Source organism: Clostridium ljungdahlii, assembly GCF_001636845.1.
Taxonomy (GTDB): Bacteria; Bacillota; Clostridia; order Clostridiales; family Clostridiaceae; genus Clostridium_B; species Clostridium_B ljungdahlii_A.
In genome coordinates this window covers 13,455-28,509 of the sequence record NZ_LITT01000008.1, presented here as the reverse complement: position 1 = coordinate 28,509, position 15,055 = coordinate 13,455, and the positions used below count along the sequence as shown (strand labels likewise).

Below are 15,055 nucleotides of genomic sequence, written 5' to 3'. Positions count from 1 at the left end.
TTTACTTATTCATATCCGATTTTTTAGAACCATCTACCTTACTCGCTGCACCATATAAAAATAAATCTACCAGTTTGGCCATTTCTTCATGAAGTTCAAACTTTGAAGGATCATTAAGCCATTCAAAGGTCATTGTACTTCTAAGAAGATCTATATGCCTTACCAATAGTTCAATTGAGACATCAGGCTTTATTTCGCCTGCCTCTTGTCCCAAACTTATAATTTTTTTCAAGATACTCTGAGTTCCGGTTTCAGTGCTTTTATATCCTGGTTCCTTAACCATATTTCCTAGACGGTAATTAATGCATATTCCTGTAATTTCCGGATTTTTTTCGACCCAATCATAAGAATGATTAAGAGCAGCCAGCAGACGAGATTTGGTATCTTCAAGGTTCTTTATAGTTTTAAAATTTTCTTTAGCTAATTCCTGTGAAACTCCTCTTACATATTCATCAACTATAGCCTCTTTCACTGGAAAGTAGTTATATAGAGTTTTTCTCGCAATATCTGTTTTTTCTGCTATCTGCTCCATTGTTGTATTGTCAAACCCCTGACTGTGGAATAAATCCATAGCAATCTTGACAATTTTCTGTCTGGTATCCCTTTTCTTTCTTTCTATTCTGCTTTCAGCCATCATTTCCCTGGTGTCCATTTTACACCTCCTAAATACGTTCTATGTCAACATATATTTATTATTTTATACATAGTATAACTTTACACAATGTATAAAAATTGTTTTAATTCTATTCCTCATAGCTTCCTTTGTCAAGATCCTTTTATAGTAAATTTGATTACTGTAAAGTGGAAATTAGTATTAGATACTCCTACAGCAAATGAACATTCTAAACTGATATGGCTAAAAAGAGAGAATCTCTCTTCTTTAAAATGGGCTCCAGCAGATATTCCTACAGTTGAAAAGTTAATATCAGAAAAGGTATAGTAAAAAAATACTATACCTTTTTGTGATCTTTGCAAACTGAGCTGCAACTGCTACTTTGCCTCAGAAATCATTACTTCCTTCCCCTTAAACACAATAGCAAGCTTTATTATATCTTTGACTCCACAATTTATAAGTTCCTGTTCATATTTCATCCTATCTATTTGCTTTAATGCTTCTAATTTTCCCTGCTCTATTGTTTCCTTTGACAACACATTTATTTTCTTAAATTCAATAATATTTCTTTATCTACAAAGTAATTATTTGCCTCTATTAATTCTTTAAAGTCTGATGTTCCTACTTGTATTTTCTTCATTAATGCACCTTCCTTCTTTACAAAGATGTTTTAAAACATAAGAAACAATTTCTTAGTTTATTATATCCTACAATTTAGTTTCTTTAAACAAAAGATGTTAATACCAAAACAACTTCTTATAGGCAGAGCTTTTATTTCACCTATAAGAAGTTTTACTAGTTAATATATTTTATATTTTCAATTAATGTATATCCGTAAATGCCACCTGCTCTAACTGACCCATCCTGGATAAAGTCTGAGGATCACTGTCCATAAGGAAAGCTTTTTTTATTTCTCTTTCTTTAGTCATAATCTGGCTGCTGCCGTTGTCTGCAGTTCTAAGTCTGCAGCTGTACACTATAGGAAAGTATGTCCTTATAAATTTTCCTTCTGCATGAGCTGTCAAAGCTATTATCTGAAAACCTAACTGCTCTGCAATAAAAAACACTGGACTTAGCACATGGTCACTAGAAGCCTTTCCAAAAGGGTTGTCCACTATAACAGTTCTATAATGCTTATGGTTTGATACAATTTGTGTTCTCTTTTCAGCCAGATAATTTAGTATTCCAAGGAATAAAGTCATATTTTTACTCCATTTTTCTCCACCAGACCAGGAATTCGATACCTCCCATGAAAAAGGCATACTTTTAACCTTTTGATCATTGGTTACTTTACGGCATTTTACTTTAATGCTGTTTTGCTTCATCACAATTTGTAACAACTGCTTTGATTGCAGCCATTTTTCTATGGATTTCCTAACCTGGTTCTCCAGTTCAACACCATTCTCATCTTTAAACTTATCCTCTTCCAACTGCTTTAACATCCAGTCAATGTGCTTTGCCAGTTCTTCCTTCCCCTCTTTTTCATTCCATTCAGGTACAGTAAATAAGAATACTTCCTTCCAATCCTCATCAATTTTTATTCTTGTCTTTTTAGGAATTTGTTTAAGTTCCTGCACCATCGTTACTAAATAAGAATGCAGATGATTTATAAATTGCTGAACTTCTTTATCATGTTCTCGAATATCATTTTCTGCAATTTCTATAGTACGCATAATTCTCTCATTCATCTTGTTTTGCCAATCAGTAATATCCTCATAGGACTTTTTATACTGCACTCCTGTAACCGCCATATCCTTTAGCTTTACATCTACAATTTCACCTTCACAAAAATTTATAAAATCTCTCTTTTTATCTTCTGTATTTAACTTTCTATCCTTTAAGAGCTTTTCAGTTTTTTCCATATTTTTAATTATTTCATCTACGATCCCTGTTCTTTTATATGGAAACTCATTTTTTATATCCTCGGTTAATACAGCTTCTTCTACCTCTTCTGACAAATAAGAATACTTGAAATTATAATTTTGCAATTTAGAAATACTATTATTTATGTCTCTTCCTTCTTTTTCTATAACTTCCTGCTGTTCAAGGAAATACTTTTTCTTTTTGACTATGCCTTCTAATTCCTCTTTTAATATAAATTCTACCCGTTCTAAAACTATAGAAAAGGCTATTATTTTTTCATATTTATTGTAAAAACGATTCTCTTCCATTTCATAAACAGCTTTTTCCTTATCATATGACGTCTTGGCCCCATCATAGTCTTTTTTTAGATTTTTCAAAGGCTTCTTTAATCTTTGCAATTCTCCTATAAGCCTTTCAATCTCCTCATTGCCATAAATTGGAAATTCCATTTCTTCATCCGGCTGAAAATCTGTCTGCTTCCTTAAGTTATCCAACTCCTTTTCTAAAGTTTCCTTCATCTCTAAAGCATTTTTCATATTTTCCTCTAAAGCTTCCCTGCCCTTTTGTTTCTTTTCCAGAACATCCTTTAAGCTTTTTCTCTGCTGCACCAGTACCGCTTTGCTTGTAGATGTATACTTTACGGATGCACCAATGACTTCTTTATATAAGTCATCTGCCATTAAAACAAAATTTGCTGTTTTAACTTCATTAAGCCTTTCCTTTATATCCTCCTTTGCACCCTGGCTTAACTTTATTTTTCTCTCTACTTTAAGATTTTCTCCTTTAGCAAGTACAAGTTCTTCTTTTATTCTGCTCTTTTGCTCCTCAGCTTTTTCCTTTTCATTTTTCTTCCTTGAATATTCCCTGGCTTTAAGTATTTTTTGTTCCAGAAGATGCTCTTCTCCCTGCGCTTCAACAATTGCCGTGCTAATTCTCTTCCCTTCTTCATCTATATCTACCATTCTTGATTCCTTTTTATCAATCTCCCCAGTAACTAAGGCTATGTTATCTTTAAGTGTTCTCTGTTTCTTCTTCATTTCAATATAATCCTCATAGGGATATTTACCATAAAAATCTCTTACATCTCTAAGAAGTTCAATACAGCTTCTTAACTCTTCTTCTTTTTTCCTGCGCAATTCTGTAGCTTCAGAAGCTTTAATTGAAATATCATTCTTCCAGCTTTCAAAATTTTTCTGAACAATATTTTTATTCCACATTGAAGGGAAAACAATATTTTTCTCAGATAAAACAGTATTTTGTTGTGCTTTATCCCTTGCTTCTTTTTCATTCATCACAATAACCGGATGGGAAAGCTCATCGTGATGATTTGATATTTTATCTATAAGTTTTTCCACTTCTGTTTCTGATGTAATTATAGACATTGTCCAATAAGGATAGTTCTTATTAAGCTCCTCTTCCGATTCACTGGTACTTTTTACTGCCCTTTGGATATATTCCGTTCCACTTTCTATATAATTAAAACCATTTCTCCAATTTCTTATATATCTTTCTATAGAAGGATCTGCTGTATAGAATTCACTTTCACTGTAGTTATCCAGCCATCTGTGAGCTAATCTTTCATCAAAAATCAAATTTTCCTTTTCTTCTCTAAGCCTTTCCAGCTTGTTTTCCACCTGCTCCAATATGGTATTCTGCTTTCTATACAGGGAATCAAAATTAAACCAACTGTTTCTAAATTCCTTAACTCTACAAAGCAGATTGTCATGAATTTCATTGAGATTTTTGAATTGTTCCGACAATTCCGTCTCTCCTTTATTCAAGGCGGTTAATTCTTCCCTTTTCGCTGGTATACTTTGTAATAAATCCTGCTTTTCTTCCTCCATCATCCTTACTTGCTTGTTATATTCAAAGATATCATTTTCTAAATCTGATATTCTTCTCTGCCATTTATTAAATTCTTCTTCTACTCGTTCCTTACTCTGATTGTCTAACATTTCCCTTTCAAGTTTATCCATATCTTTTATAAGCTGATTTATGGAACCATCTAATTTAGCCTCTGATGCGGATAATTCACTTTTCTTATCTTTACTTCTATTAAATTCTTTTTCAAGATCTTTAATCTCTTTCTCAATATTTTTGAGCTGACCGTCAATTACTGATATTTCATTATCAAGCTTTTGTTCCTGTTCCTTATAATATCCTCTAAGTTCACTGCTATTGAGTTCCAATTTATCAGTAATATCTGCAATATCCTCGTCCTTGTCCAGATCATCAATCTGCTCTTTTAAAAACCCAATTTTCTCCCTTTGTATTTTTATACTCTGTTTATATTTTGCTATTCTCAAATTTTCAAGTCTTTTTTTCTTTTCTTCCTTATCATTTAAAACCTTATTATATTTATCAGAAATCTCTATAAAACACTTCTCCGCTTTAAGCATTTCATCCTTTAATAGCTGCAGCTTATATGAAGCTTCCTTTTGATTCCAGTATTCCTCTTCTTTCGCCACCAGAAGCTGATCTTCTTTGTTTTTATCAAGCTTTTCTCTATTGATTTCATCTTCTTTTTTTGCAAATTTATATAGGGCTTTTGTATGTTCTTTAATTTTAATGAAGCTGTGATTTACCTCATCATAGGATTTATACACATTTACATAAGAACTTATATGTTCTTCCACCAGCCTGCTTTCATCTATTCTGGCTTTTAACTGTTTATATTTCTTAAAATGTTCTCTCTGTTTTTCAAAGGTCTCCGCAAATTCTTTAGTTCCATTCCCAGCCAGTGCTTCTTCTACTGTAGGAATTAAGAGATTATCTACCAGCTGTCCTGTAGTTTTACATGCATCAAAAAATGCTTCCACATCTCCCTCTGCACCATTTATCAAAGCAATTTTTCTCCACTCTGATGGAATAATCTTAAAATTTTTCTCTATATATTCCTGGTAATCTTTAATTGTACTGAAGATATTTGCACTAATTCTATTCTGACTCATACTAGAATAATACTCACCTACTTCTTCCTTTGTAGCAGGTCTCATTTTACCGTTAATGCTTTCCTTTACAAAAGGAAGTTTTTCTATAGAATTATCATCTCCTTCTTCATATTCATAAACATATTTAAGAGAATCTACAGCTCCTTTATTCATGAACAGGGTTACAGAAGTCAAAGCATATCTTCTAGGTCTTTCACTTAATATCCACTCTATTGCTATATGAGCTGCACTGTTTTCTAGCATGAGAGTATTTTTAATTTTACGCTCTGCTAAATCACTATGAGGCAGTATGGCCTGAATAGCTGTTTGTACAAAAACTGTCTTTCCTCCGCCATTTTCAAGTAAGATTGCTCCATTATGTCCATCAAACTGAAAAATATCATCATTATATCTTTTTTCTCCATTTTCATAAATTACATTTGTGAAACGTATTTTAGAAATTGCTGGCATTAGCTTTCTCCTTTTTTGTGATCAAGATTATACATAAAGTCTAATATTCCTCTATTGTAATCATACTCCATATAATATCTTTGAATTATATTCTTAGCCTTTTCTGTAAGCTCCAGCTCCTCGCTGCCAATATCCTTCACAAGCTCCTGTGCCTCCAAAAATTGCTTTACAGTATTTAGAAAACTCTTTCTACTTATAGTTCTGGCATCCTGATTTTTTACTCTTTCCTTAATTTCGTCCATATCCATCCATTTTTCTATAATAGCTGACCAATTATAATCAAACTGACTGTCTAATTCTTTTAGTTTTTCAGCATCATGCTCACTTAAAGCCTCAATTCTCTCATTTATACTGGATAACCACTCGTTTACATTGATAAAATCACGGGTTGGCTCTGTGGTTTGATAACTATCGTAAAATTCTCCAAACAACACAATTATAGCTGTATACATTAAATATAAATCCAGGTTTACAGCTTTTGCAGGAAGGTATTCTTTTTTAATAGTGTCATTTGATACATGGAATATTGAATTTCTTGAAATTGGTATCATGTATATATAATCTCCTGATGCAAAAATAGTACAATCTACATGATACGCAAATTGATCAACAAGTCCTCTTATCATCTCATCAGATATGTATAAACGCAGCTCTTCCTTCTCTCCATAACCTTTGATTGAAAGTATAGAATACAGCTTGAATGCCTGCATTACTTGTTCATTACTATATTGAAGCATGTTTGTCCTCCAATTTTAGAATCATATTTTTTATAGTAAATCTTTCTGTAACCTTAAGTATTCCTTCAATTTCCCGTACGTATAAAATTTTTCCTTTATTAACCAGTAAATTAAAGGCCTCTCCAAATAAAAGCTCTTCATTTTTCTCATCTGTGTCTACCATTACCGGCGATTTTTGATGAAGTATAATCCAGAAGTCATAAAATGTCCGATAATCCAGTATACTTTCATATCCATTTTCTTTCATATACTCCGTGAGCTCACTAATGCTGATCTCATATTCATCACCCATAGCCTTTAATAATATTTCTGCTATAAACTTAAAATTTTCTCTTTGAATTTTCATACCTAACTTTATCTCTTCATCTTCTGGTACAGATAAAAAATCTTGAGTTCTTTCCTGTTTGTTTCTATTTTCAATTCTTTGCTTGCCAAATACTGTTAATGGCGACCAAACTTCATACTTTTCCAAATACATAAAGGGTTCTATAAGATTTCTTGATGCACTTAGTGGAAGGGGTGATGAAAATAATCTGCTGGTAATTTCCTGATCAAAATTAAAAGAATCTATACCTACATAATAAAGTGCCTCTTGAGCAGCTTGAAGTGCAGAAGTCTTAAGAACTATACTTTCCTTAAAAAGCAATCTATGGTCATAGTGAACCTGTCCAAGTTCCTTATCTATTCGGATTATAAGCTCATATGCTTTTCTATCTTTATCATTTGTGAGCTCATTGCCTACCTTCTCCCTGGTTTCCTTTACAAAAGACTGCAGTTCATCAAATTCTTCATTCTCACGATGCAGTCTCATGTTTATATCTTCAATTATACTTTTATATCTTTCATAAGTCTCTGTAGATACTATATTTCTATTCACTTCATGCTTTATTCTAACTATCCTGTCTTGAAGATTTTTTACGTCAAGACTCATTTCATCAATTTGCCTTAAAGCGCCTACAAATTCACCTTTTTCCAGTTGTTTTCTTAAAACTAACTGATTTATAGATAACTGAAACTCATTAAAATATTCCTTTGTAGCAAAAATCAATTCCAAACCTTGTTCATCAAGCGTATAGTATTGAGTATTTGTTTCTAAATCTGCCCTAGCTGCTTTCAATATGGAATATTGAACAATTTCTTCCTTTCTCGTTTCCCAATTATAAAATGTTTTAGAGTTTCTTTTTCCTGTGGGAGGCCTAAAAGTCTCTATGATTGTTCTTGCCGCCTTTTCAAATCCTTCATAATTTAAATCTATTTTACCTTGATTCAGTTCATATAAAAAGGAAGCAAGTTCCCTTACTCCTGTTTTTTTATTTCTCATAAGCATATTTTCAAAGAAAAACAATAAGCTAAGCAAACCTAAACTAAAATAATCAATGCCATTGCCACTATTATCCTTTGAGTTTTTATTCTGCAGCTTATATAATGGATCAAACAAGGCTAGCCTTTGAATTCTTTCCCCATAGTTTTCTGTTATATTTTTTATACTTATATCCACTCTGTATTCCTCCATATGTGCCCAAGTTCATCCTTGTTTAAAGCTTCCTGCGGCAGGTATTCTCCATTTTCCAAAATTTCTTCAAGCTTTATCTTTTCTTTCTCACTAAAAAAATTAGCAAAATTTTTTAAAGCTTTATCATTTTTTTGCTGTGTTTCTTTTCCCCTGCTGCAAGGCTTCTTAAGCAATTCTCTATAAAATTCAACTGCAAGGTAAGTATGCACTTTCTCATTAAGAGAATTCCATATGGATATTCCCTCATTGTCTAAATCTCCAAAATAATATATTTTATTAGTTCCATTTATCCCTAATTGTTTTTCCAGCATATCTATATCCGCTATTATTTTCCATCCTGAACCAAAAATTAATGAAGTAAACTCTGTTTCCTCTAATACCTGCATCAAAGCCATAAAAGTTGCCTTATTTTCCACAACTAGATGAAAATACTCTGACCTTGAAAACTGTTTGGGATTAACTGCCATCATCAGTGGATCTGCACTATTTATTATATTAAGTTTTTCCCACAGCTTTATTCTATCTAAAAGCTTTTTTCCACCTTTTTCACCAATCCATTTTTCATCTCCAACAATATGAAAGGATCTTTCTTGGGCAGTAGCATAATCCTTAGGCAGCCCCTTTTCCTCAATGTATTTATTGATTTTACTAATATATGGAATATCTTTGTTCCATATTTCCTCACTTAAATTAAGGTATTCCTGAAGATCAATTTCTCTATTGATGTTTAATATATATCTTTGAACATTATTTATATGCTTTTTCCTTAACTCATATTTGTTAATTCCAAATTTATAAGGCAGAGGAATCTCTTTACCATTGTTATCTTTAGGATTTTTTTCAATCAATATGTTATTATTGATTAACTTTCTGATATTTTCTGCAAATTTATCATATGAATAATTACCTGGAACTAATTTTTCTAGATTTCCTAAGGTTATAGTACTATTCTTATATTTTTTTAAATATGAGATTAAATCTTGATACATATTTCTTCACCTTTTAGCTTTTTTATTTAAATTATAACATATTATTGCTATAATTTATCCTATAGGAAATACTCCTCATTTTCCAATTCTATTTCATCTCAACTATCTCTTAACAATTTAAACAAGTACCCCACATAAAAAGAACTATAAACAGATTTATTACAAATCCACTTATAGTTTCTCTATGAATAGAGCACATAATAACCTGAATCTGGTGCATATCCTTCAAAAGTATCTCTATGTCCCATTTCATCAACTGAACAATGTAATATATCTATAATAGCTGGTGCTAGTGGTTGAGTTACATCACCAATTCCCAAAGAAATAACTTTCTTAATCAGGATTATCCTCCTTAAATTTGGCTACTTTCTTTCCTATAGTTGAAAATAAATATCTTCCTTGCAGCTTCAAATCTATATAAGCCAGCAATGTTTCACTTTAGTGAAACGAGCTCTGAAAAAGTTGTGTCGCAATGTGCCAATTTTGCACTTTATACCTCATTATATAATTTATGGTATAATATTTATAAAAATCAGGTCATATCGGAGGGTTATTTTTATGGAACAATCAGAAGAAGAAGAAAAACTATGGAACTTTTCATTTATTCTAATGCTAATAATAAATGCACTCGTCTTTATTGGTTTCACTATGATGACACCAATACTACCTAAGTATACAATTAGTTTAGGTGCAACAATGTCCATGGCAGGTTTAGTTGCTGGTATTTTTGCAATTACATCTATTATTATTCGTCCATTTGCTGGATTTTCAACCGACAGATTCAACAAGAAACATTTATTAATTGTTTCAACCGTATTTCTGGCGGTTTCCGCATTAGGTTTAAAAATCTCGTACAATATATATACTCTTTTTTTCTTTAGAATTGTTCAGGGCATATCATTTTCAGTAAGTGTTACAGTAATTAATGCTCTATCTACAACATATATGCCTAAAGAAAGAATAGGTGAGGGAATAGGTTTCATGGGCCTTGGATATATTTTGGCAACTGCAATAAGCCCAAATCTTGGGCTGGAAATTTCCGCACGATTTGGATTTAAGTATGTATTTTATTTATCTTGTATTATTGTTATGATTGCAGCAGCTCTCATGACCATGATTCCATACAATCCATCAAATAAAGAAAATTTAAACGTAAGTAAGCTTCATATTAAAATTAGTGATTTTTTTGCCAAGGAACTGATTGTTTTTGCTGTTCTTGCTTGTTTATTTACGTTTATGAATGGAGTTATCGGAAGCTTTTTAGCTTTGCTAGGTGATGAGAGACATATCTCAAATATCGGTTATTACTTTACGGTAAATGCTATTGTAATTCTTATTATCAGGCCACTTTCAGGTAAACTCCTTGATAATAAAGGCTTGTCAGTTATAGCATTTCCTGCTTTTATCATGGCTATGATGGCATCATTATTATTAGTAATTTCCTCATCTCTTTGGATGATATTAGTAGTAGCAGTTCTCTACGGAATAGGACAAAGTTCACTTTCACCAGCACTGCAAGCTACTTGTGTTAAAAAGCTAGGGCCTAGTAGAGTAGGTATCGCCACAAGTACTTATTTTATTGGCTATGATGCTGGACAAGGACTGGGACCAATTATAGGAGGAACCATAGCCGGTAAATTTGGTTTAACTTCTGTTTTTTATATTTGTGCTGCACTGTTGTTTTCTGGAATAGTTATATACTATTTATATACACTAAATGTAAAAAAAGCAAAGTCCAAAATTGTTAGTGAAAATTTAAATAATAATTAAAAACTTATCCTTATTTATGTCCTTAGTTGACATGAGTTTTAGTAAGGTATAATATAAATGTTAGAAATCAAATTGTTAGATTTCTAACATTTATATTATATTAGAGGTGAAAGAATTTATATATGACAGAAGTAAAATCAAATTTAGAAACAAAAAAAGATATGAAACTGTGGAATTTCAATTTTATTGCCCTATTAGCGATTAATACTCTTACCTTCATGGCATTTTATCTTGTTTTTCCACTTTTAGCAAAGTATACTTCAAATTTAGGCGCCTCTCTAAGCACTGCAGGCATAATTGTAGGTTTATTTTCATTTACAGCATTGCTTATTGGGCCATTTGGTGGAGTACTCACAGATAGAACTAGCAAAAAATATGTAATGATAATTGGTACTTTTATAAACGGAATTGCAACATTAGGTTATGGCTTGTCACCTAATATTACATTTATAATTTTTTTCGAATAATACATGGCGCTAGTTTCAGTATCACTAGTGCAACAAGTATTGCCTGGGCAACGGATTTCATACCAAAAAATAAAATGGGAGAAGGTATAGGTTATCTTGGAATCAGTCAAATTATTGCAACTGCCTTTGGTCCTGAAATAGGAATAGAAGCTTCTAATCGATTTGGAATGTCCAAGACCTTTATAGTATCAGCAGTATTGATTATAATAGCTGCATTGTGTATGAATTTTTTACCAAACAAAAATCAGATACCTATAAAAAATACAGTAAACAAAAAACATGGCATTCATTTAAAAGATATTATTGCATTTGAAATATTGCCATTATCTTTAATTGGCGGCTTATTTTTTATGGGAAATGGACTTGCCACTTCATTTTTAGTTTTACTTGGTGAAAAGCGTAAGATAAATGGAATTGGAATGTATTTCACAGTAAATGCACTGTTTCTTATTTTCACAAGACCAATGTCTGGAAAACTGTATGATAAAAAGGGACTTTCAACTGTTATGTATCCAGCATTATTGTTCAGCATCACAGAAGCACTGCTAATAGCTCATGCAAATGCACTTTGGATGATACTCCTGGCAGCTATTTTTAAAGCATTTGGACAGGGAACTGCACAGCCTGCTCTACAAGCAGAGTGCTTTCACAAATTGGGAAGTCAAAAAAAGGGACTAGCTTCAAGTACTTTTTTTATTGGTGCTAACCTGGGTCAGGGCCTAGGTCCTTTGCTAGGAGGAACTATTGCTTCCTCATTGGGCTATGAATGGTTGTTTAATTTTAGTGCTTTGGCATTACTGTGTGGAATTTTTGCTTATGCTATATATAATAAAAGGACTTGCTCTTCATATTTCTAAAGTAAAATAAAAAACCACCAGCTGGCTCAATATATTGCCAATTGGTGGTTACACTTCATATTATTCAACAATTTTATAGTATACCCTAGCTGTCAAAGAAAATACAATTGTATAAATTGCTGCAAAAACAATTATTGTTCCTGCGGTTGAAAGTATAAATAAATTTACATTTTTCAAACCTAAAACAGCAAGCATCTTTGTAATCATGGGAAATGCAAAGGCAATATGGATTACTGTGAAAACAAGAGGCAGAAAAAATACCATTAATACCTGACTTCTTATGGTTTTCTTTATTTCACTTTTATCCATTCCCACTTTCTGCATGATTTCAAAACGTTCCTTATCCTCATATCTTTCTGATATCTGCTTATAGTAAATAATTAGCACTGTTGCCATCAAGAATAATGCACCTAAAAATATACCCAAGAAGAACAAACCGCCATATAGAGAAAGAAATTGTTCCCTGCCTGATACAGCACTTTCGGCATTAGCTTTAATTTTATTCTCTGAAAATTTTTTATTTAACTTATCAGATATTGATAGTATTTCTTTATTCGTACCATTAATATTAAATCCAATTGTGTATTCCTTGAATCCATTTTTTCCTACAGTATCTATATTATTTACAAATATTACATAGGTATCTACTATATCCGTCATAGCATTATTTAAATTAGATACTGGCTTATCCAATCTCTGTTTAACTTTAAAACTTTTATTATCAATATTAATTGTATCACTAGTATAATTTTTTACTTTTGAAAAAAGAATTACTTCATTATCTTGAAGATTAATATTCTTTCCTTCTAACCTATTGTAATCTGAAACAGGAATAACCTCTATCATAGAAATATTTGCCTTGCCAGAATCTTTTTTGATAGATAAAAATTTGCCGTCTTTTTTTACAGCTTCCAAACTATTATCAAGATAATAGAGCTTATCTTTCATATCCATTTTATCGCTTTTTAATTCGGAATTTAAAGTTTCATCCAGCTTTTGTATTTGATTTTTATTAGTTTCTCTAGCAGTTACAACTATATCTCTCGGGTAGCGAAGCTTTAGAAGATCTTCCATACCTGCATATAAAGAAATCGTAGTTGAGAGCATGACAAGTACAGCAGTACTCAAAATACAAATATTTGCAAGTCCCACTGCATTTTGTTTCATTCTGTACATCATGCCGGAAACAGATATAAAATGACCTGTCTTATAGTAAAAGTTCTTCTGCTTTCTGAGAAACTTTAACACGGCAATGCTTCCTGCTGTAAAGAGTGCATAAGTTCCTATCATAACCAGAATAACTGCACCAAAGAATAAGCTAAGCGCAGCAAGAGGTGATTTGACATTTAAAGCTATTCCATATCCTCCGCAAAGAGCTGCCAATCCTATAATAGTCATAATCCATTTTGTTTTTGGCTCTTTTTCTCCCTGCTCAGACCCTTTTAAAAGTTCAATAGGCTTTAATATTTTAATCTGAAATAAATTTGATAATAATGTTGCAAAAAAGATACTGCAAAAAACAATTAAGGTTTTTATAATGGATGGTATTGAAACCGAAAATCCGAAGGATACTTTAAAATTAAGCATCTTTATAAGCAGAAGAAACATAAGCTTGTTTAAAATAATTCCACCAATAAGTCCAGCTGTTAAACTGATAACAGAAGTAAAAATGCACTCAAAACATAGTATTTTTGCAATATGCTTTTTTTCAAGTCCCAGCACATTATAAAGCCCAATTTCTTTTTTACGTCTTTTAATAAGAAAACTATTTGTATAAAAAAGAAATATAGCTGAAAATATTCCTATTACTATTGTTCCTAAAAAGAGAATTGACTTTAAGCTCTGAGAACCACTGGCTCCATCCAGTCCTTTATTTATTGAAATTGCATGCATTATATAAAACATCATAATTGTACATATACAAGTGAGTATAAATGGGAAATACGTCTTACTATTCTTTTTTATGTTTATTACTGCAAGTCTCGGATAAAACAGTTTATTCATTTGCCGCACCTCCAGTAGTAATCACCGTAAGTGTATTTGATATTTTTTCAAACATCTCTTCTTTTGACATTGAACCCCTATAAAGCTGATGAAACACTTCCCCATCTTTTATAAAAAGTACTCTTCCTGCATGACTTGCTGCCTTGGTACTATGGGTAACCATAACAATTGTCTGCCCTTCATTATTAATCTCTGAAAATAATTTTAAAAGCTGATCTGTTGATTTTGAATCAAGAGCTCCTGTAGGCTCATCTGCTAAAATAAGCTGTGGATCTGTAATTAAAGCCCTGGCAACAGCCGCCCTCTGCTTTTGTCCTCCTGATACCTCATAAGGGAACTTTTCCAGTATATCCTCTATTCCCAACTTTTCTGCAATAGGCTTCAATCTTTTTTCCATTTCTCCATAAGATTTTCTTGATAAAACAAGTGGTAAAAAAATATTATCTTTTAAAGAAAAGGTATCAAGTAAGTTAAAATCTTGAAATACAAAACCTAAATTTTCTCTACGAAATGCAGTAATTTCACTTTCTTTAATTGCTACAATATTCTTACCCTGCAGTAAAATCTCACCGCTAGTTGGCTTATCTAAAGATGCCAGTATGTTAAGTAATGTAGTTTTTCCTGAACCTGACTCTCCCATAATTGCTACATATTCTCCTTTTTCCACTGAAAAGCTTACATTACTTAAGGCTTGAACTTGGTTTCCTCCAAATCTTGATGAATATATTTTCTTTAAATTATTTACTTCTAATAACTTCATTTTTTTCCTCCTCTGTTCACTTTGACTATACTATAATTATAAAAAAAAGAGAAATGCAGAGCCATAACTTTGGCTTACATT

At 31.9% G+C, this 15,055-nt stretch carries 11 protein-coding genes and 2 pseudogenes; 4 read left to right on the top strand and 9 right to left on the bottom strand.

The genetic code is table 11. The features are described from left to right. Position 1: 1 nt before the first annotated feature. Complete coding sequence (locus WY13_RS04315) at positions 2–652, bottom strand: TetR/AcrR family transcriptional regulator (RefSeq protein ID WP_063554478.1); 651 nt, start codon at positions 650–652, stop codon at positions 2–4. An 84-nt stretch (positions 653–736) separates the two neighbouring features. Between WY13_RS04315 and WY13_RS04310 the strand changes: the two are divergent. Further along, positions 737–940: pseudogene (locus WY13_RS04310) on the top strand (8-oxo-dGTP diphosphatase MutT); the annotation flags it as partial. Positions 941–990: 50 nt separating this feature from the next. Here the strand turns inward: WY13_RS04310 and WY13_RS20355 are convergent. The 6 genes and pseudogenes from WY13_RS20355 to WY13_RS20345 all read right to left on the bottom strand — a co-directional run. Continuing rightward, entirely contained in the window at positions 991–1,149 is a 159-nt protein-coding gene (locus tag WY13_RS20355) for a PD-(D/E)XK nuclease domain-containing protein (RefSeq protein WP_242866325.1), read from the bottom strand. Between the two features lie 285 nt (positions 1,150–1,434). Further along, positions 1,435–5,877 (bottom strand): hypothetical protein, encoded by a 4,443-nt coding sequence (locus WY13_RS21315; RefSeq protein WP_082848372.1) that lies wholly within the window; start codon positions 5,875–5,877, stop codon positions 1,435–1,437. Next, positions 5,877–6,614 (bottom strand): DUF6063 family protein, encoded by a 738-nt coding sequence (locus WY13_RS04300; protein ID WP_063554477.1) that lies wholly within the window; start codon positions 6,612–6,614, stop codon positions 5,877–5,879. The genes WY13_RS21315 and WY13_RS04300 overlap by 1 nt, the downstream gene beginning before the upstream one ends. Further along, positions 6,601–8,112 (bottom strand): hypothetical protein, encoded by a 1,512-nt coding sequence (locus WY13_RS04295; RefSeq protein ID WP_063554476.1) that lies wholly within the window; start codon positions 8,110–8,112, stop codon positions 6,601–6,603. Before WY13_RS04295 ends, WY13_RS04300 begins: the two co-directional genes overlap by 14 nt. Beyond that, on the bottom strand, positions 8,103–9,116 hold the full coding sequence (locus WY13_RS04290) for a Wadjet anti-phage system protein JetD domain-containing protein (RefSeq protein ID WP_063554475.1): 1,014 nt from the start codon (positions 9,114–9,116) through the stop codon (positions 8,103–8,105). The genes WY13_RS04295 and WY13_RS04290 overlap by 10 nt, the downstream gene beginning before the upstream one ends. Before the next feature lie 185 nt (positions 9,117–9,301). Further along, positions 9,302–9,545 (bottom strand): annotated as a pseudogene (locus tag WY13_RS20345) (LL-diaminopimelate aminotransferase); the annotation flags it as partial. A gap of 129 nt (positions 9,546–9,674) precedes the next feature. On the opposite strand from WY13_RS20345, the gene WY13_RS04285 reads away from it, so the two are divergent. The 3 genes from WY13_RS04285 to WY13_RS04275 all read left to right on the top strand — a co-directional run bounded on the left by WY13_RS04285 (position 9,675) and on the right by WY13_RS04275 (position 12,210). Then, positions 9,675–10,886, top strand: coding sequence for an MFS transporter (locus tag WY13_RS04285; protein WP_063554474.1), 1,212 nt, complete (start codon positions 9,675–9,677; stop codon positions 10,884–10,886). Positions 10,887–11,008: 122 nt separating this feature from the next. Next, entirely contained in the window at positions 11,009–11,353 is a 345-nt protein-coding gene (locus WY13_RS21660) for an MFS transporter (protein WP_063554473.1), read from the top strand. A gap of 74 nt (positions 11,354–11,427) precedes the next feature. Further along, a complete protein-coding gene (locus WY13_RS04275; protein WP_063554472.1) occupies positions 11,428–12,210 on the top strand; it encodes an MFS transporter in 783 nt (260 codons plus the stop codon). Positions 12,211–12,270: 60 nt separating this feature from the next. Here the strand turns inward: WY13_RS04275 and WY13_RS04270 are convergent, their stop codons facing one another. Continuing rightward, positions 12,271–14,214, bottom strand: a complete 1,944-nt coding sequence (locus WY13_RS04270) for an ABC transporter permease (RefSeq protein ID WP_063554471.1) — start codon at positions 14,212–14,214, stop codon at positions 12,271–12,273. After that, positions 14,207–14,974: an ABC transporter ATP-binding protein gene (locus WY13_RS04265; protein ID WP_063554470.1), complete on the bottom strand. Its 768-nt coding sequence runs from the start codon at positions 14,972–14,974 to the stop codon at positions 14,207–14,209. Before WY13_RS04265 ends, WY13_RS04270 begins: the two co-directional genes overlap by 8 nt. Between the last annotated feature and the right edge of the window lie 81 nt (positions 14,975–15,055).